The sequence below is a fragment of the Phytopseudomonas argentinensis genome, from assembly GCF_900113905.1.
Taxonomy (GTDB): domain Bacteria; phylum Pseudomonadota; class Gammaproteobacteria; order Pseudomonadales; family Pseudomonadaceae; genus Aquipseudomonas; species Aquipseudomonas argentinensis.
The window spans coordinates 303,474-320,669 of the sequence record NZ_FORC01000002.1; the positions used below are offsets into that span (position 1 = coordinate 303,474).

Genomic DNA, 17,196 nt, shown 5'->3' on the forward strand with positions numbered 1-17,196 from the left:
GGGCCCACACGAGCTGCAACATAATGCGAAAGATTTGCATTTTAAGCAAAGGGTGGCTGTGCTGGCGCCACCGAGTCGATTGCGCCACTCGCTACTGATACGGGAGTTAGAGCGTGGCCGGATTGATAAGCCGCTGCGCGCGGCTGGCATGCTTGAGGTACTGGGTCAGTTCGCGGGCGGGCAGGGGCCGGCTGTAGTAGTAACCCTGCCCTTCATGACAGCCCTGGGCGATGATGTAGGCTTCCTGCTCGGCGGTTTCCACGCCTTCGGCGATGACCTGCATGCCCAGGCTCTTGCCCAATTGAATGATGGCGCGAACGATGGTGGCATCGTCCTCGTCGTCGAGCAGGTCCTGCACGAAGCTCTTGTCGATCTTGATCTTGTCCAGCGGCAGGCTCTTCAGATAACTGAGTGACGAGTAGCCGGTACCGAAGTCGTCGATGGCGATCAGCGCCCCGGAGCGGCGCAGGCTCAGCAGATGCTGGGCGGCAGTGCTGATGTCTTCCATCAGGCCGGTTTCGGTGACCTCCAGCTCCAGGCTGCGGGCCGGCAGGCGATACATCTGCATCAGGTTGTTGACCACCCGCGGCAGCTCGGCGTGGTGCAGCTGCACGGTCGACAGGTTGACCGCCATGCGCAGGTCGCCATAGCCCTGGTCGTGCCATTCGCGCAACTGGCGACAGCTCTGGTCGAGCACCCATTCGCCGATGGCGATGATGCTGCCGTTCTGCTCGGCCAGTGGAATGAACAGGTCCGGGCCGACGGAACCATGCTGCGGGTGCTGCCAGCGCAGCAGCGCCTCGACGCCGACCACCCGCTGGTCGCGGTAGCTGATCTGCGGCTGGTAGACCACGTGCAGCTGGTTCATCGCCAGGGCGTCGCGCAGATCCTTTTCCAGCTCGCGACGGCGGCGCATCTCGCTGTCGACGCTGGCGATGTAGAACTGGTAGCGGTTGCGCGAACGGCTCTTGGCCAGGGTCATGGTCTGTTCGGCTTTCTGCAGCAGTTTCTCGGGGCTGTCGCCATCTTCGGGGAACAGGGTGATGCCGATGGTGGCGCGCAACTGCACCTGGTGATCGTCTAGGGTGAAGGGCATCTCCAGGTCGTCGAGCACGCTCTGCGCCAGTTCGGCGGCTTCGTAGGGCTGCTCGATATCGGCCTGCACCAGGGCGAACTGGTCGCCGCCCAGGCGCGCCAGCGCTCCCAGCCGGCCGCTGTGGCTGCGCAGACGATCGGACAGTGCCAGCAACAACTGGTCGCCAGTCTGGTAGCTGAACTGTTCGTTGATACCCTTGAAGTCATCCAGGCCCACGCACAGCACGGCGACGCGGCGTTGCAGGCGCCCGGCATCCTCGAGAATCTGCTCGAGTTGCTGCTGCAGCTGCTGGCGATTGGGCAGGCTGGTCAGAAAGTCGTACTGCGACAGGCGCTGCAGGCTGTTTTCCGCCTCGCGGCGCAGATTGGTATTGCGCTCGATCGAGGCGAGCAGCCCGTTGGCGGTGTTGATCCACAGGCCTAATTCGTTCTTTTCGTTGCCCGGCAGCATCGGCAGCTTGTTCTCGCTGGGCCGGTCGGGGTTGATGCGACTCAGGTGCTCGATGATCACGCCCAGCGGCTTGGTCAGCAGCCAGTAGTAGACCAGGTACAGCACCAGGCCCATGGCCAGGGCGCGCAGCACCCCGGAAATGAAGATGATCACCGAATTGGTCAGAAAGCTTTCCCCGTACAGCGCGGTGTCCAGGGTGATGTTCAGGTCGCCGTAGTATTCGTTGTACGGCTCACGGCCGACCAGGCGGGTGCTGAAGTGCTGCTCTTCGCCAAGGATCGGGTCGGTCAGCCAGCGAATGGGCAGGTCGGCGAGCGGGCGGCTCTTTTCCGCGAGCATCTGCTCTCCGGGATGGCCGATGGAGGCCTGGCGCACCGATTCGTGCTGGAACAGGCCTTCGACCACCTGCATGCCCATTTCGCGATCCAGGCTGTAGACCGCCTGGGTGGAAGGGTCCCGGAACATGCCGAGGATACGCTGGGAATCGCTGGTGATGGAGTGGCGTGTCTTGTAGATGTCGAACACGATCTGCCCGAGGCTCAGCACCACGCCCACCGCAAGCGCGGACAGCAGCACCACGCGCAGCAGTTTCACCGACAAGCTGTGCTTGAGTTCCAGCTTCAAATGGCAGTTCCTTGTGCGATACCCGGCGCCGGATTGGGATTGAGTATTGGCAAAGTCGCGTTGGCAGTCAAAGGCCTCATGCATGGGGTACAGATTGTCGCCGTGCCGAGGGATGCATTATCTGCATTGTTTCGGAGAGAAGGGGGCATCTCTTGAGTACCATCCGTCGATGCCGGGGCCCCTTGGCAGGCGACGGCGCGCGGGCGATGGACAAAAAAATGCCCCCCTGATTCGCATCAGGAGGGCATCTTCATCTACCGGCCCTGGTCTCAGGCAGCGAAGTTCTTCGCCACGAAGTCCCAGTTGACCAGGTTCCAGAAAGCCTCGACATACTTCGGACGCACGTTGCGGTAGTCGATGTAGTAGGCGTGTTCCCAGACGTCGCAGGTCAGCAGCGGGGTGTCGCCGCTGGTCAGCGGGCAGCCGGCGCCGATGGTGCTGGCCAGGGCCAGGGAACCGTCAGCCTTCTTGACCAGCCAGCCCCAGCCGGAACCGAAGGTGCCGATGCTGACCTTGCTGAACTCTTCCTTGAACTTGTCGAAGGAACCGAAGGCCTTGTCGATGGCCGCTGCCAGTTCGCCGCTCGGCTGGCCGCCGCCGTTGGGGCTCAGGCAGTTCCAGTAGAAGGTGTGATTCCACACCTGGGCGGCGTTGTTGAAGATGCCGCCGGAGGAGGTCTTGACGATTTCTTCCAGGCTCTTGCCTTCGAACTCGGTGCCAGGTACCAGGTTGTTCAGGTTCACGACATAGGTGTTGTGGTGCTTGTCGTGGTGGTACTCCAGGGTTTCCTTGGAGATGTGCGGCTGCAGGGCATCGTGTGCGTAGGGCAGCGGCGGCAATTCGAAAGCCATGGTTATTCTCCTAATCAGGTCTGTTGCGGTGAGCGCAAGGCCGATCACGGGCGGCCAAACATGCATCGGCGGATTTATACCCTTTGCGACGCAGGGCAGGGATCATAGCACCGGGGCAACGCCATAACCACGCAGCAACTGTGCGGGATACCGGGCCAGAGCCGTTGCGCCGATTCAGGCCAGCTTCATCATCGCCACGCCGGTGAGAATGATCAGGCAAGCCACGGCGCGCAGCGGCGGCAGGCTTTCCTTGAGCCACAGCCGGCCGATCAGCAACGCGAACACCACGCTGGTTTCGCGCAGCGCCGAAACCAGCGCCACCGGCGCCAGGGTCATGGCCCAGATGGCGATGCTATAGGCCAGCATGGACATGGCGCCGCCGAGCAGGCCGGCGCGCCAGTGCGGTCCGAGCGCGGAGATGACCGTAGGGCCGCGCTGAGCGAAGATCACCAGCGCCATCACCAGCCCGTTGACCGCGAACAGCCACGCCGAATAGGACAGCGGATCGCCATTGGCGCGGGCGCCGCTGGCGTCGGCCAGGGTGTAGCCGGCGATGAACAATGCGGTCAGCAGCGCATTGATCAGCAGGCCACTGCTCGTCGCGCCGCGGCCGCCGCGGATCGCCATCAACCAGATGCCGCCGACCAGCACGCCGAGGCCCAGCCATTGGCCGGCCGGCAATACTTCGCCGAGCAGCAGAATGCAGAGCACCGCCACCAGCAGTGGCGAGCTACCCCGGGAAATCGGATAGACCTGGCCGAGATCCCCATGCTGGTAGGCGCGGCTGAGAAACAGGTTGTAGCCGATGTGCAGCAGCGCCGAGAGCACGATCCACGGCCAGGCTGCCGCGTCAGGGAAGGCCACGAAGGGCAGGGCGAAGAGGGCGACGATGCCGGCGCCGATCTGGATCAGCGAGGCGGTGAGAAAGCGATCCAGGCCGATCTTGAGCAATGCATTCCAGCCGGCGTGCAGGGCCGCGGCGGCGATGACCATGAGAAAGACACCTGTTTCCACTGCTGCTTCGCCCGTTGCCTGGAGCGCGCCAGCATAGCAGCTGGGCGCGCGTCGTGCGGGCGTTACAGCGGGCTGGCGATCAGTTGCCAGGCGATGGCGAACATCATGGCCGCCACCACCAGGTCGATGATCCGCCAGGTCAGCGGGCGCGCCAACCAGGGCGCGAGCCAGGCGGCGCCGAGGGCCAGGCACAGGAACCAGACCAGCGAAGCGCTGGCAGCGCCGGCAGCATAGGCCGGCGGCACGCTCTGCTGGGCGCCGAGCGAGCCGATCAGCAACACGGTATCCAGGTACACGTGGGGGTTGAGCAGGGTGACCGCCAGGGTCGCCAGCAGTACGGTGCGCAGCGAGCGCGGTGCGCCTGTTTCGGCCTGCAGCCCGGCGGGGCGGCAGGCACGCCGCAAGGCCTGGGCGCCATACCAGATCAGAAAAGCGGCGCCGCCCCAGCGGGCGACACCCAGCAGCAACTCGCTTTGCAACAGCAGGGTGGCCAGGCCGAATACCCCGGCGCTGATCAGCAGCGCGTCACACAGGATGCACAGCAGCGCCACGGGCAGGTGGTGCTCGCGGCGCAGGCTTTGCGCGAGCACGAAGGCGTTCTGGGCGCCAAGGGCGACGATCAGGCCGGCGGTGATTGCCAGGCCGTTGGTGTAGCTCTGCCACATGCTGAGGATCCTTGCTAAACCGAGCGTTCGAACGCTGTGGGCGGGTTGGGATGGCTATCAGTCTGCGCCCCGAGGCTGTATAAGAAAAAGCAATAGTGCTGATCAGTCATTAGGAAAATCGATTGCTCGATTACAAGCTGCTGGCCGCCCTTGCCGCGGTCGTCGAACAGGCCGGCTTCGAGCGTGGCGCCCAGGTGCTGGGCCTGTCGCAGTCGGCCGTGTCGCAACGCATCAAGCTGCTGGAGGCGCGTATCGGCCAGCCGGTGCTGCTCAGGGCTATGCCGCCGACGCCCACCGATGTCGGGCGGCGTTTGCTCAACCACGTGCAGCAGGTGCGTTTGCTCGAACGCGACCTGCAGCAGCAGGTGCCAAGCCTGGTCGCGGAAGGTGAAACCCAGCGCCTGCGGGTGGCGGTAAACGCCGACAGCCTGGCGACCTGGTGGGCCAGGGCCGTCGCCGAGTTCTGCGCCAGCCATCGGGTGCTGCTGGAGCTGGTGGTCGAGGATCAGGAAGTTGGCCTCAAGCGCATGCGCGCCGGAGACGTGGCGGCCTGCGTATGCGCCGCGGAGCGTCCGGTATCCGGCGCACGCAGCCTGCCGTTGGGCGCCATGCGCTACCGGGCCATGGCCAGCCCGGCATTCATCGCCCGGCATTTTCCGGACGGGGTAAGCGCCGAGCGTATCGCCCAGGTGCCGGCCATCGTGTTCGGCCCGGATGATCAGCTGCAGCACCGCTACCTCAACGCACTCGGGTTGTCGGGCAGCTTTCTGCACCACCTGTGTCCGTCGTCCGAGGGGTTCGTGCGCTTGACCGCCGAAGGCCTGGGCTGGGGCATGGTGCCCGAGCCGCAGATGACCGAGGCCATGGCCCGTGGCGAACTGGTCGAACTATTGCCCGGCCGGCCCATCGACGTGCCGCTGTACTGGCACCACTGGCGTAACGGCGGTGACCTGCTCGACCAGCTCACCGGGCATTTGCATCGCCATGCAGGGGATTATCTGGTGCCACTGGTAGCCGCACAGCTGCCGTGACAGGTACAACGCACTTATAGTGCCCAGCAGCGGGCGGAGGGCGTGATGAAGATTCTGGTCACCGGAGCAAGTGGTTTCATTGGCGGGCGATTCGCCCGGTTCGCCCTCGAGCAGGGCCTGGACGTGCGCGTCACCGGCCGCCGCGAAGAAGCGTTCGAGCACCTGATCCGCCGCGGCGCGCAGTTCATCCCCGGCGACCTGGCCGATCCCGAGCTGGCGCTAGGGCTGTGCAGCGGTGTCGAGGCGGTGGTGCACTGCGCTGGAGCCGTTGGCGTATGGGGGCGCTACGAGTACTTTCACCAAGGCAACGTGGTGCTTACCGAGAACGTCATCGAGGCCTGCCTCAAGCGCGGGGTGCGGCGCCTGGTACACCTGTCCTCGGCATCGATCTATTTCGATGGTCGCGACCACCACAGCCTGCTCGAAGAGCAGGTGCCCAAGCGCTTTGCCAACCACTACGCGCGCACCAAATTCCTCGCCGAGCAGCGTCTGTTCGGCGCCCAGGAGTTCGGCCTGGAGGTGCTGGCGCTGCGGCCACGCTTCGTGACCGGGGCAGGGGACGTGAGCATCTTTCCGCGGCTGATCGCCCTGCAGCGCAAAGGCCGCCTGGCGATCATCGGCAACGGCCTGAACAAGGTCGACTTCACCAGCGTGCACAACCTCAACGACGCCTTGTTCGGCGCCTTGCTGGCCGCCCGTCCGGCGCTTGGCAAGGCCTATAACATCAGCAACGGGGCGCCGCTGCCGCTGTGGGACGTGGTCAACTACGTATTGCGTCAGCTGGAGCTGGCGCAGGTGACCCGCCACGTGCCGGTGGCCCTGGCGCGTAGCCTGGCCACCGCCAGCGAGGGTGTGTGCAGCCTGCTGCCCGGGCGCCCCGAGCCTGCGCTGACCCGCCTGGCGGTGGACGTGATGAGCCGTGACTTTTCCCTGGATATCAGCCAGGCCCGTGAGCACCTGGGCTACCAGGCGAGCCATGGCCTGTGGCCGGCGCTGGACGAGTTCTGTCGCTGGTGGCGGGCGCAGGGTTAGCGCCAGAACGCTGCGCCTCGCCAGACCGTCGCGGAACCCGAGTCGCCCGCAGCAGGTCTCTGTGCCCAATACAGGCCGTCGCGACCCGTCGATTACTGGCACTACGACACCCAAGCGCCAGCCATGAATCGGTATACTGCGCGGCACTTTGCCTCCACCGTGGTTTTCTCAAGGTTCCCTACATGCGTAACGATGCCCACGACGACTTCGATGACGTACCCAGCCTGACACCGGATCGCCGCGACCCGGATGATTTCGAGCCCGAGCCGCAGCCCTACGCCCGTAGCGGCGCGGCTTCGCGTGCGGCCAAGGCGCCCCGGGCGGCCAGCACCGGCCCGCTGTGGGCGCTGGTCGGCGCCCTGAGCATCGCCCTGGCGGGCCTGGGCTGGTGGAGCTTCCAGCAGATCAGCCTGATGGAGCAGCAACTGGTGGCGACCCAGGAAAGCTTCGCGCGTATCAGCGAGGAAGCGGCCGGACGTATTCAGGATATTTCCGGCAAGGTGGTGGCGGCCGAGTCCAACGTCACCACCGGCAGCGAAGCCCTGCGTCTGCAGGTGCGTCAGCTGGAAAACAAGGTGGCCGAGCTGAGCAAGCAGCAACAGGCCGCCGGTGGCCAGCAGAGCGGGCAGGACAAGCGCATCGAGCAACTGGTCGCCGACCTCAAGGCCCAGCAGGGCGATGCCGGCAAGTATGGCGACAGCCTGAAGGCCCTGGGCAGTGGCCAGGACGCGCTGAAAAGCGAGCTGACGGCGATGAAAACCGAACTGGCTTCGCTCAAGGGCAGCCAGGGTGATGCCGGCAAGCTGGCCAGCCAGGTCAAGAGCCTGGCGGGCGAAGTCGAAGCCCTGAAGAAGGCCGGCAGTTCCAATGCTGCGGTCGAGCGCCTGGAGCAGGACATGCTGGTGCTCAAGAGCCAGCTGGACAACCGCCCGGCCGCCAGCAACAACGCCGGCAGTACCGCCGAGTTCGACGCCTTCCGCGCGCAGACCACCCGTAGCATCAACACCCTGCAGGCGCAGATTCAGAACCTGCAGCAGCAAATCGACGCGCGTTGATCCGCGCTGCAGATATGAAAAAGCCCGCGTTTTACGCGGGCTTTTTGTTAGTGCAGATGAAGCTTACAGGCGCGGGTAATCGATATAACCGACCGGGCCGGAAGCATAGAAGGTTTCCTTGTGCGGCTCGTTCAGCGGAGCGTCCTGGCGCAGGCGCTCGGGCAGGTCCGGGTTGGCGATGAAGGGCACGCCAAAGGCCACGGCGTCGGCCTTGCCGCTGGCCAGCCAGGCGTTGGCCTGGTCCTTGGTGAAGCCTTCGTTGGCGATGAACACGCCGCCGAACGCCTCTTTCAGGCTGGGCGACAGGCTGTCGTCGGCTTCGTGCTCACGGGCGCAGAGGAAGGCGATGTTGCGTTTGCCCAGCTCGCGAGCCACGTAGGTGAAGGTTTCGGCGCGGTTGGAGTCTCCCATGTCGTGGCTGTCTGCACGCGGCGCCAGGTGCACGCCAACGCGGCCCGGCTGCCACACGCTGAGTACCGCATCGGTGATTTCCAACAGCAGGCGGGCACGGTTTTCCAGGCTGCCACCATAGTTGTCGGTGCGCTGGTTGGTGCTGTCCTGCAGGAACTGGTCGATCAGGTAGCCATTGGCGGCGTGGATTTCCACCCCATCGAAGCCGGCGGCCTTGGCGTTCTCGGCACCCTGGCGGTAGGCCTCGATGACGTCGGCGATCTCCTCGCTTTCCAGGGCACGCGGGGTGACGAAATCCTTCATCGGGCGAATCAGGCTGACATGCCCAGCGGGTTTGATGGCGCTGGGGGCCACCGGCAGTTCACCGTCCAGGTAGACCGGGTCGGAAATACGGCCGACGTGCCACAGCTGCAGAACGATCTTGCCACCGTTGGCGTGCACCGCCTTGGTCACGCCGCTCCAGCCACGCACCTGGTCTTCGGACCAGATGCCGGGGGTATTCGGATAGCCAACGCCCATGGGCGTGACCGAGGTCGCTTCGCTGATGATCAGGCCGGCGGAGGCGCGCTGTACGTAGTACTCGGCCATCAGGGCATTGGGCACGCGGCCTTCGTCGGCGCGGCAGCGGGTCAGGGGCGCCATGATGACGCGGTTGGCGAGTTCCAGATCGCCGATCTTGATAGGGTCGAACAGTGTGGTCATTGCCTTGATCCTCGAATCATTCGCTCGGTAGGGTTGGTGGACGGTTGAAAGAAATGGGCCGGCTGGCGTTCCCCGAAGGTCAGAGATCGCGGGCGATCAGTTCGATGAAGGCCTCGATGGTCGCATCGTTGCGCTTGAAGAAATTCCACTGGCCGACCTTGCGGCTGGTCACCAGGCCGGCGCGCTGCAAGGTGGCAAGGTGCGCCGAGACCGTGGATTGCGAAAGCCCCGTGCGTTCGTCGAACTTGCCGGCGCACACGCCGATATCGAAGGAGTGATCGGGCTGCACGAAGTGCGCCTGCGGCTCCTTCAGCCAGCGCAGGATGTCTCTGCGCACCGGATGGGCCAGGGCCTTGATCACTTCGTCGAGGTCGATGTCGTTGTTACTCATCGGGACGCCTGCAAGGTGTAACGCTATATCGCGATGGAGCGAACTTTATATCGAGACTTGGCGATATACAGATCGTTCAAGCAGATAGTGCATATCGACCGGCATGATGGCGCGCCTCTCGCCGCCGGCAAGTGGAGGCTTTAAGCTGGTCGCCATGAACTACCTCGCACATTTGCATCTGGGCGGCGATGCGCCCGCCGAGCTGCTTGGCAGCCTGTACGGCGATTTCGTCAAGGGGCCGCTGGCCGGGCAGTGGCCGGTCGCCATCGAGGCGGGCATCGCCTTGCATCGGCGTATCGATGCCTTTACCGACAGCCATCCGCTGCAGGCCAGGGCGCGGGCGCGCTTTCCCGCCGAGCGGCGGCGCGTGGCCGGCATCTTTCTCGACCTGTTCTTCGATCATTGCCTGGCCCGCGACTGGCAGCGCTACAGCGAGCAGCCGCTGCAGCGCTTCACCGCGCGCGTATACCGCGTGCTGGCGGCCGAGGCGCAGTTGCCCGGCAGCCTGCAGCACATTGCCCCGCGCATGGCGGCGCAGGACTGGCTCGGCAGTTACCAGGAGTTCGAGGTGCTGGGGCAGGTGATCGCCGGTATGTCGCGGCGCCTGTCGCGCCCGGGCCTGCTGGATGGTGGGCTGGACGACCTGCGCAGTCTCTACGAGCCGTTGAGCGAAGATTTCAGCGCCTTCTATCCGGAGCTGATGGCCTTCGCCCATGAGCAACGTGAAGCGATGGTAAAGGCTGCGCGCTGAGCAATCAGCCCGGTGCGCAGCCGTTTTGCAGGTTATCGAACAGGGCTGCATCGACCTTCTTGCGCCGCGCGCCTTCCAGATGCGCGCGCATGCGGTCGGCGGCGGCGAGGCGATCGCCCTGTTCGATCAGGTCGAGAATCTCCAGATGCTGCTCGACCTGCGCGCGGCGATGCTCGCGGGACACCTCGACGCGGTATTCGACCAGGCGGCGCAGGCGATCCAGGCGTTTGAGCGACTGCAGCAAAAAGCGGTTGCCGGAGAACCCGGCGATGATCTCGTGGAAGTGCGAATTGGCTTCGTAGAGTTCCTCGATGGTCATGCTCAGGTAGCCGCCCTCGGCGATGAACGTCTGTTGCCTGCGGCAGCTGGCCAGCAGCTCGCGGTCGACCTGGAAGGTCGGTGACAGCAGCCCGGCCGGCTCGATGATCGAGCGGAACGCGAAACTTTCCTCATAGGCCTCGATGGAATCGATCACCGGCAGCATCTTCCAGCCCTGGCCGCTGCGCTGCTCGGCCCAGCCCTCCTGCTGCATGCGCAGCAGGGCCGCGCGCAACTCGGCGCGGGATACCCCGAACTGGCGCATCAGCTCGATCTCGGTGAACTGCTCGGGCAATTGCCGCGACAGACGCAGGGCGACGAAGCGGCGGTACACCGAATCCTCCTCGGCCTCGGCGATTTCCTGCACCAGTTCGTTGAGGTCTTCAGCCGCCCGGGCCAGGAAGAAGCCGCGATTGCGGTCGTGCGTGAGCATGCCGCGCTGGGCGAGATGGCTGAGCACGAACTTCACGGGCGTGCGCGAGGTGTTCAGCGTTTGCGCCAGGTGCGATTCGGCCAGGTGATGGCCGATGGGCAGACGCTCGCGACGCACGTAGGCGATCACCTCGCGGGCGACGCGCTTCTGCAGGGCAGTGAGAACCGCTGAAGGGGTGTTGTCCTGGGCCATGGCAGTGGGCGAGATCCTGTCTGGGCAATGCGTGCGCCGGTCTGCACGGCAAACGCTGCATTCTGCTACGTAATTCAGGCCACGGAAAGATGCAGTGCGCTGCGCTTCATCAGCTGCATATTGTTTTTTATGCTTCTAAAGATCAATAATAGTGAGGTCGAAATCACGAGGACAGCGGCAGATTCTCTAGCTAAATGCCGCTGCGCTCGACAGGCTGTGATCAACGTAGCGATATAAAACATCGAATAACCAGGCTTTCGTTTTCCGCGACCACCTCGATCTGGATCTCACACCAGGCTACTGGTGCACGTACCGAAGGGGACGCAATGTTCAAGACCCACTGGAGCAATCACCTGGGCACGCCACTGGTCGGTGCCTTTGGTGCGCTGATCGCCACGTTCATTGGCTGGCCACTGCCCTGGATGATCGGCTCGCTGGTGGCGGTGATCCTGGTGCGCTGCTTCAGTACCTGGCAGTTGCAGCCGCTGCCGGGCGGGCGCAAGGTCGGCCAGTGGATCATCGGCATAGGTATCGGCCTGCACTTTACGCCGGCGCTGGTGGCGCAGATTGGCGGGCATCTGCTGCCGATCATTGTCGGCGCGCTGATCACCGTGCTCAGCAGCATCGCCGGGGTGTGGTTCATGCGCCGAACCGGGGAAAGCATGGCCACGGCCTACTTTTCCAGCATGCCGGGCGGCTCCGGGGAAATGGTCAACCTGGGGGCTCGCAACGGCGCCGAACTGACCCGCGTTGCCGCGGCGCAGAGCCTGCGGGTGGTGGCCGTGGTGTTGCTGGTGCCGGCGCTATTCAAATTCCTGCTCGGCGACGGCGAGTTGCACCTGCACGCCGTTCAGGTGGACTGGCCCTGGCTGGCGTTGATCATGCCGGCGGCCGCGTTGGCCGGCTGGCTGCTGCAGCGCTATCGTCAGCCCAACCCCTGGCTGTTCGGCCCGCTGTTGGTTAGCGCCGCCGTCAGCATCGGCTTTGACCTGAGCAGCACGCTGCCGGCTGGCGCCAGCCAGCTTGGCCAGCTGATGATCGGCAGTGCGCTGGGCTGCTTCTTCAACCGTGCCTTCTTCCGTTACGCCCCGTCATTCCTGGCCCGCACGCTGCTCACCACGCTGGTGATGATGCTGGTGGCTTTCGTCGGCGCCGTACTGGTGAGCTGGGCGAGCGGGCTGGATATCCAGTCCCTGACCCTGGGCATGATGCCCGGCGGTATCGCCGAGATGAGCCTGACGGCGGAAACCCTGCAGCTGGCGGTGCCGCTGGTGACCGCCATGCAGGTGATGCGGCTGTTTCTGGTGCTGTTCCTGGCCGAGCCGATCTTCCGCCGCTGGTTGCAGACCGATAGCCGGCAGTTGCGGCGGGCTTGAGCGAAACTACATGGGCCGCGGACCTGGCCTGGGAAAGCGGGTATCAGCGTGCTACCTGTGGGAGCGGGCCATGCCCGCGAAAAATCATGGGCATGGACTAGGTGTCCGCGCCCTCTACCACAGCGAGCCCGACTGCATTACCGCGTTGTTTGTGCGCTTGGTTGCGCTCTGGCGAGCGGGTTTCTTTTGGCATTGCCCGGATGGCCGGCCCCGCCAAAAGAAACCAAAAGGTCTAGCCCCGACATCCGGCCCCGGCTGCGCCAGGGTTCCCTCGTTCCATCATTGTTCCGAGGGCCGGCCTGGAAGGGCCATCCCTGGCCCATCAGACCTCTCGCCGCATCCATGCTGCTCGTCCCCCTGCACAACGATTCCACTCGGCCTCCTGAAGGGGCGATTGGCGTCGTTAGTAATTTCTGTGCAAGAGAATCACCCAAAAAGCCAAAGCGATGGCCTTCGCTCTATGGAAATGCGAGCCCAAGGATCCTGAGTAGGACTACGCCGCCGCCTGCGCCTCCGGCTGCGGGCCGTACAGCGCTTCGCTGACCGCCGCCTGGGCGCGGCGGGCCAGTTCGTTGCGATTGCCCGAGTTGCTGGCGATCGGTTCGAGCAGCTGGATTTCCACTTCGGCGATATCGCTGTTCATCAGGCGCAGCAGATGCGAGAGCATGTCGTCGTCGCCGATAAAGGGCGCCACCTTGCAGCGCTGGCCATCGCGAACATAACGAATGGCCACCGGCTGCAGGTCGATACCGCTTTCGATGGCACTGCTCAGTAGACGGCCATGGAAGGTGCGCAGGGCTGCGCCGTCGCAGGTGGTGCCTTCGGGAAAGATCAGCAGGTGGCGACCGCCGCTCAGGTGACGTCCCAGTTGCCGGTTGAGCAGTCCACCATCACCAGCGCCGCGGCGGATGAACAGGGTGCCGGCCTTGTGTGCCAGCCAGCCGGCCAGCGGCCAGGTACGCACCTCGGCCTTGGATAGGAACGACAGCGGCGCCAGCATGCCGATCAGCGGAATGTCGGTCCACGAGATGTGGTTGCTCAACCACAGCATGGGTTTTTGCGGTATCTGCCCCTGCACGCGGACGCGAAAGGGCAGGGCATTGCCCAGACGGGCGAGAAACCAGCGGGTCAGGCCTTGGCGCAGGCCCAGCAAGTCGCGGCGCGTCAGGCGTTCGACCGGTACCAGAAAAGCTGCCAGCAGCGCACCGACGCCGAGCACTGCCGCAAGGCGGGCCAGGCGCAGGTACAGACGCAGTTTGTTCATGGATTCTTTAGCCTGGAAATAAGAGAGAAGGGCGCTAAAGCGGGCAGCGCCCGGCACGGCATTTCTACCGTGACGGGACAGCGTGGGCAAGTCGTCGATCAGACCGCGGCTTTGAAATGTTTGGCGTAGCGTGGGCACAGCTCGTCGCGCTTGAGCAGGATGAACACGTCGGCGACCTGGAAATCCTTGTCCCAGCAGGGCTCGCCGCAGATCTTGGCGCCCAGGCGCATGTAGGCCTTGAGCAGCGGTGGCATCTCGGCGATCACGTTGCCCGAAATCTCCAGGCTGGGCAGCGGCGTTTTCGGCTCGGCGCGCAGGTTCTCGGTGCACAGGTAGCGTTCGCGCAGGCGCTGCATGATCGCCTGGGCCTGAATGCCGCCGTCCTGCATGGGGATGCTGGCGCAGCCCATCAGGTAGCGGTAACCGCCCTCGTTGAGCACTTCGGCCAGCTCGGCCCACAGCACGGCGATGGTGCCGCCGTTGCGGTACGCCGCATCCACGCAGGTGCGGCCGATTTCCAGCACCGGGCCCTGCAGGTGGCGCAGGCCGTGCAGGGCGAATTCCTCTTCGCTGTAGAAACGCCCCAGGCCGGCGGCGGCTTGGTGATCGAGCAGGCGGGTTGTGGCCACCAGCTCGCCGCTGTTCAGGTCGCGCACGCCGATGTGCCGGCAGTGCAGGTCGTAGTCATCCATGTCCAGGCCCAGTTCGGCACCCTTGAGCTTGGCGTCGAATTCGGCGCTGAACACGCGAAAGCGCAGGGCCTGAGCTTCGCGCAAGGCGCGCGGCGTGGTCAGGCGTTCGGCCTGCAGGCGACGGGGAGTGTTGCTGCGCTCGGGTGCCATGGCGTTTTGGGTCATGCCTTACCTCCGTTGCGGATCGGGCAGCCTGGCTGCGCACGAACCGAAATTAGCCTGCAGACCTGAGTAATCTCAGGAAACACATTCAGGCTAGGCAGGGCGGGTGTCACGCCCATGAAGGTTCGGTGATGCTTATGTGACAGGGGGGATGGCTACCGGGCACTGGGAGTGCCGTGGGCAGGCAATCTTGCTTACCATATGCGCCCGCCGTCTTCGAGCACGTACAGCCTATGTTCTTCATCCGCAACCTTGGTTTGCCTTTCATCTTCATCATCGGCGGTGTGGTGACCATGATGGGACTGGTGATCCTTTCCCAGCAGGGCGGTGCCGCGGCGGGCTGGGCGCGGATGATCTTTCCCTGGATGATGGCATTGCCGGCCCTTGGTACGGCCTGGGCCGCACGGCGCCTGGTGCAGATCGGGCAGTGGCGACGCGGCACCCTGAATGGCGATTGCCCGCGCTGCACCGGGGTGATGGCGGGCGGGCGTTGTCGCATGTGCGGACAGCGCTGAGCCCGCGTCGACTTTCCCTGACCCACGTCATCACCCGCGCCCTGGTAGCTCCCTAAGCTCTGCCACTTTGGCTGACGAGTGTGCCGGTATGCGCCGCGACCCCATCGTGCTGTTCGACAACGGCACCCACCGCTGCATGATGTTCGACGATCTGGTCAGTGGCGAAGGCGTGCAGTCCAACCAGTTCCTGATCATCGACCATGACCAGTACCTGCTGCTCGACCCTGGTGGCGACCTGACCTACGTGCCGCTGAGCATGGAGCTGTCCAAGCACATTCCGGTGCAGGAGCTCACCTACATCTTCGCCTCCCACCAGGACCCGGACATCATCGCCTCGCTCGACAAGTGGCTGCTGCACACCAGGGCCCAGGTCATCTGCTCCAAACTGTGGGCGCGCTTTCTACCGCACCTGACGGCCAACTACCTGGCGCTGAGCCGTGGCATCAACACCTATGACCGCATTATCGCGCTGCCTGACCGTGGTCAGTCGTTCGCCCTCGGGCGCTGTACCCTCAAGGCCGTGCCGGCGCATTTCCTGCACTCGGTCGGCAACTTCCAGCTCTATGACCCGCTGAGCAAGATCCTCTTTTCCGGCGACATGGGCGCCTCGATGCTCGATGACAGTGGCCCCGTCGAGGATTTCTCCGCCCACGTGCCGAGCATGCTCGGTTTTCACCGCCGCTACATGGCCAGCAACAAGGCCTGCCGCCTGTGGGCCGCCATGGTGCGCAACATGGACGTGGAGATGATCGTGCCGCAGCACGGCCGGCCGTTCGTGGGCGGCGAGATGATCAGCGCCTTTCTGTACTGGATCGAAAACCTGGAATGCGGGCTGGATCTGCTCGGCCCCGAGGACTATCAGCTGCCGCGTTAGCGCCTGGCGTGCGCCGCGCTTTGCAAGGTGCACGCGGCCGGCTATCGTGGCGCCTCACCCAGCTGTCGCCGAGATGCCATGCGCCGCCTTTCCCATCCCTTGTGTGTGAGCGACTGATGCCTGGTCAGGTCTTTGCCTGGCGGTCGGGCAACCAGTTCACGCTGCTCAACGACGGCCCGGCGTTTTTTCCGCGGATGATCGCCTGCATCGATGCCGCCGAAGAAACGGTCGAGCTCGAGCAGTATCTGGTGTGCAGCAGTGCCTGCACCGATGCCCTGCTGCGCGCATTGTGCGCCGCCGCCGAGCGCGGCGTAGCGGTGCGCTGCCTGTTTGACGCATTCGGCTGCCAGGCGCTCAACGCCACCGACCGCCAGCGCATGCTTGATGCCGGTGTGCAGTTGCGCTGGTACAACCCACTGCGTTGGCGTCGCGGGGTGCGTAACCTGTACCGTGACCATCGCAAGCTGCTGGTGGTCGACAGCCGTGTGGCCTTCGTTGGTGGCACCGGCTCGACCGATGATTTCTGGACCCCCGGCGAGCCCGAAAGCGCCTGGCACGAAGTGATGGTGGAAATCGACGGGCCTCTGGTAGCCGACTGGCTGCAGCTGTTCGACCGCCAGTGGCAGGCCAACAACTCGCGCTTCGCCTGGCGCCCCTATCTCACCCCGCACCGCCAGCCCGTGCCGCAGCTGCCTGCGCAGGGGGCCGGCTGGGGCCGGGTGGCCTATGCCGACGCCCGGCAGCATCGCGACATCCTGCGATCGCTGGTTCGCGCGCTCAGCGGCGCCCAGGGCCGCGTGTGGCTGGCCACCCCGTATTTCCTGCCTACCTGGCGCGTGCGCCGGGCCTTGCGCAAGGCCGCCGGCCGCGGCGTCGACGTACGCCTGCTGCTCAGTGGCCGGCATACCGACAATCCACCGGTACGCTTTGCCGGTCAGCGTTACTACCCGCGGCTGCTCAAGTCGGGTGTGCGCATCTTCGAATTTCGCCCCCGCTTCCTGCACCTGAAGATGGTTCTGGTGGACGACTGGACCAGTGTCGGCTCCTGCAATTTCGACCACTGGAACCTGCGCTTCAACCTCGATGCCAATGTCGAGACGCTCGACGCGGCATTCACCGAAGCGGTGCAGCAGAGCTTCCAGAACGATTTCGCCCAGAGCCGGGAAGTCGACCTGCAGATGTGGCAGGCCCGGCCGTTCTGGAAACGCCTGCGTCAGCGAGTGTGGGGCTGGGCGGATCGTATGGTGGTCAATCTGCTCGATCGACGCCGCTGATCCGCCGGGCGCGCCTGCATTGA

The 17,196-nt window shown here is 64.7% G+C and carries 17 protein-coding genes; 8 read left to right on the plus strand and 9 right to left on the minus strand.

Going from position 1 to position 17,196, the window contains the following annotated elements; genetic code table 11:
• Nucleotides 1–106: 106 nt before the first annotated feature.
• The 4 genes from BM154_RS09895 to BM154_RS09910 all read right to left on the minus strand — a co-directional run bounded on the left by BM154_RS09895 (nt 107) and on the right by BM154_RS09910 (nt 4,700).
• Complete coding sequence (locus BM154_RS09895; protein ID WP_074882755.1) at nt 107–2,170, minus strand: putative bifunctional diguanylate cyclase/phosphodiesterase; 2,064 nt, start codon at nt 2,168–2,170, stop codon at nt 107–109.
• A gap of 269 nt (nt 2,171–2,439) precedes the next feature.
• Nucleotides 2,440–3,021 (minus strand): superoxide dismutase, encoded by a 582-nt coding sequence (locus tag BM154_RS09900; RefSeq protein WP_074882757.1) that lies wholly within the window; start codon nt 3,019–3,021, stop codon nt 2,440–2,442.
• A 174-nt stretch (nt 3,022–3,195) separates the two neighbouring features.
• Nucleotides 3,196–4,035 carry an EamA family transporter gene (locus BM154_RS09905; protein ID WP_074882760.1) on the minus strand — a complete coding sequence of 280 codons (840 nt, stop codon included), beginning with the start codon at nt 4,033–4,035 and terminating at the stop codon, nt 3,196–3,198.
• Between the two features lie 62 nt (nt 4,036–4,097).
• Nucleotides 4,098–4,700, minus strand: a complete 603-nt coding sequence (locus BM154_RS09910; protein ID WP_074882762.1) for a LysE/ArgO family amino acid transporter — start codon at nt 4,698–4,700, stop codon at nt 4,098–4,100.
• A 122-nt stretch (nt 4,701–4,822) separates the two neighbouring features.
• Between BM154_RS09910 and BM154_RS09915 the strand changes: the two genes are divergently transcribed.
• The 3 genes from BM154_RS09915 (at nt 4,823) to BM154_RS09925 (ending at nt 7,818) form a co-directional block, all read left to right on the plus strand.
• Nucleotides 4,823–5,731, plus strand: a complete 909-nt coding sequence (locus BM154_RS09915) for a LysR family transcriptional regulator ArgP (RefSeq protein WP_074882764.1) — start codon at nt 4,823–4,825, stop codon at nt 5,729–5,731.
• A gap of 45 nt (nt 5,732–5,776) precedes the next feature.
• The gene (locus tag BM154_RS09920; RefSeq protein ID WP_074882765.1) at nt 5,777–6,763 is read left to right on the plus strand and encodes an NAD-dependent epimerase/dehydratase family protein; all 987 of its coding nucleotides are present in this window, start codon (nt 5,777–5,779) and stop codon (nt 6,761–6,763) included.
• Nucleotides 6,764–6,945: 182 nt separating this feature from the next.
• Nucleotides 6,946–7,818, plus strand: coding sequence for an ATPase (locus BM154_RS09925; protein ID WP_074882767.1), 873 nt, complete (start codon nt 6,946–6,948; stop codon nt 7,816–7,818).
• 63 nt (nt 7,819–7,881) lie between these two features.
• Here the strand turns inward: BM154_RS09925 and BM154_RS09930 are convergent, their stop codons facing one another.
• A complete protein-coding gene (locus BM154_RS09930; RefSeq protein ID WP_074882769.1) occupies nt 7,882–8,931 on the minus strand; it encodes an alkene reductase in 1,050 nt (349 codons plus the stop codon).
• A gap of 79 nt (nt 8,932–9,010) precedes the next feature.
• Nucleotides 9,011–9,322 (minus strand): ArsR/SmtB family transcription factor, encoded by a 312-nt coding sequence (locus BM154_RS09935; RefSeq protein WP_074882771.1) that lies wholly within the window; start codon nt 9,320–9,322, stop codon nt 9,011–9,013.
• Nucleotides 9,323–9,476: 154 nt separating this feature from the next.
• On the opposite strand from BM154_RS09935, the gene BM154_RS09940 reads away from it, so the two are divergent.
• Nucleotides 9,477–10,073 carry an acyl carrier protein phosphodiesterase gene (locus BM154_RS09940; RefSeq protein WP_074882773.1) on the plus strand — a complete coding sequence of 199 codons (597 nt, stop codon included), beginning with the start codon at nt 9,477–9,479 and terminating at the stop codon, nt 10,071–10,073.
• A 4-nt stretch (nt 10,074–10,077) separates the two neighbouring features.
• Here the strand turns inward: BM154_RS09940 and BM154_RS09945 are convergent, their stop codons facing one another.
• Nucleotides 10,078–11,016, minus strand: a complete 939-nt coding sequence (locus BM154_RS09945) for a GntR family transcriptional regulator (protein ID WP_074882775.1) — start codon at nt 11,014–11,016, stop codon at nt 10,078–10,080.
• A gap of 326 nt (nt 11,017–11,342) precedes the next feature.
• Between BM154_RS09945 and BM154_RS09950 the strand changes: the two genes are divergently transcribed.
• Entirely contained in the window at nt 11,343–12,392 is a 1,050-nt protein-coding gene (locus tag BM154_RS09950) for an AbrB family transcriptional regulator (RefSeq protein WP_074882778.1), read from the plus strand.
• 493 nt (nt 12,393–12,885) lie between these two features.
• On the opposite strand, the gene BM154_RS09955 is transcribed toward BM154_RS09950, so the two are convergent.
• On the minus strand, nt 12,886–13,656 hold the full coding sequence (locus tag BM154_RS09955) for a lysophospholipid acyltransferase family protein (RefSeq protein WP_074882780.1): 771 nt from the start codon (nt 13,654–13,656) through the stop codon (nt 12,886–12,888).
• A 98-nt stretch (nt 13,657–13,754) separates the two neighbouring features.
• Complete coding sequence (gene olsB / locus BM154_RS09960) at nt 13,755–14,513, minus strand: L-ornithine N(alpha)-acyltransferase (RefSeq protein ID WP_074882782.1); 759 nt, start codon at nt 14,511–14,513, stop codon at nt 13,755–13,757.
• Between the two features lie 230 nt (nt 14,514–14,743).
• Here olsB and BM154_RS09965 point away from each other — a divergent pair, with 230 nt between their 5' ends.
• From BM154_RS09965 to BM154_RS09975, 3 genes are all read left to right on the plus strand, one after another.
• Entirely contained in the window at nt 14,744–15,025 is a 282-nt protein-coding gene (locus tag BM154_RS09965; RefSeq protein ID WP_074882784.1) for a hypothetical protein, read from the plus strand.
• 88 nt (nt 15,026–15,113) lie between these two features.
• Nucleotides 15,114–15,899, plus strand: coding sequence for an oxygen-binding di-iron domain-containing protein (locus BM154_RS09970; protein ID WP_074882786.1), 786 nt, complete (start codon nt 15,114–15,116; stop codon nt 15,897–15,899).
• Nucleotides 15,900–16,015: 116 nt separating this feature from the next.
• Entirely contained in the window at nt 16,016–17,173 is a 1,158-nt protein-coding gene (locus BM154_RS09975; protein WP_074882789.1) for a phospholipase D-like domain-containing protein, read from the plus strand.
• The last annotated feature ends 23 nt before the right edge of the window (nt 17,174–17,196 follow it).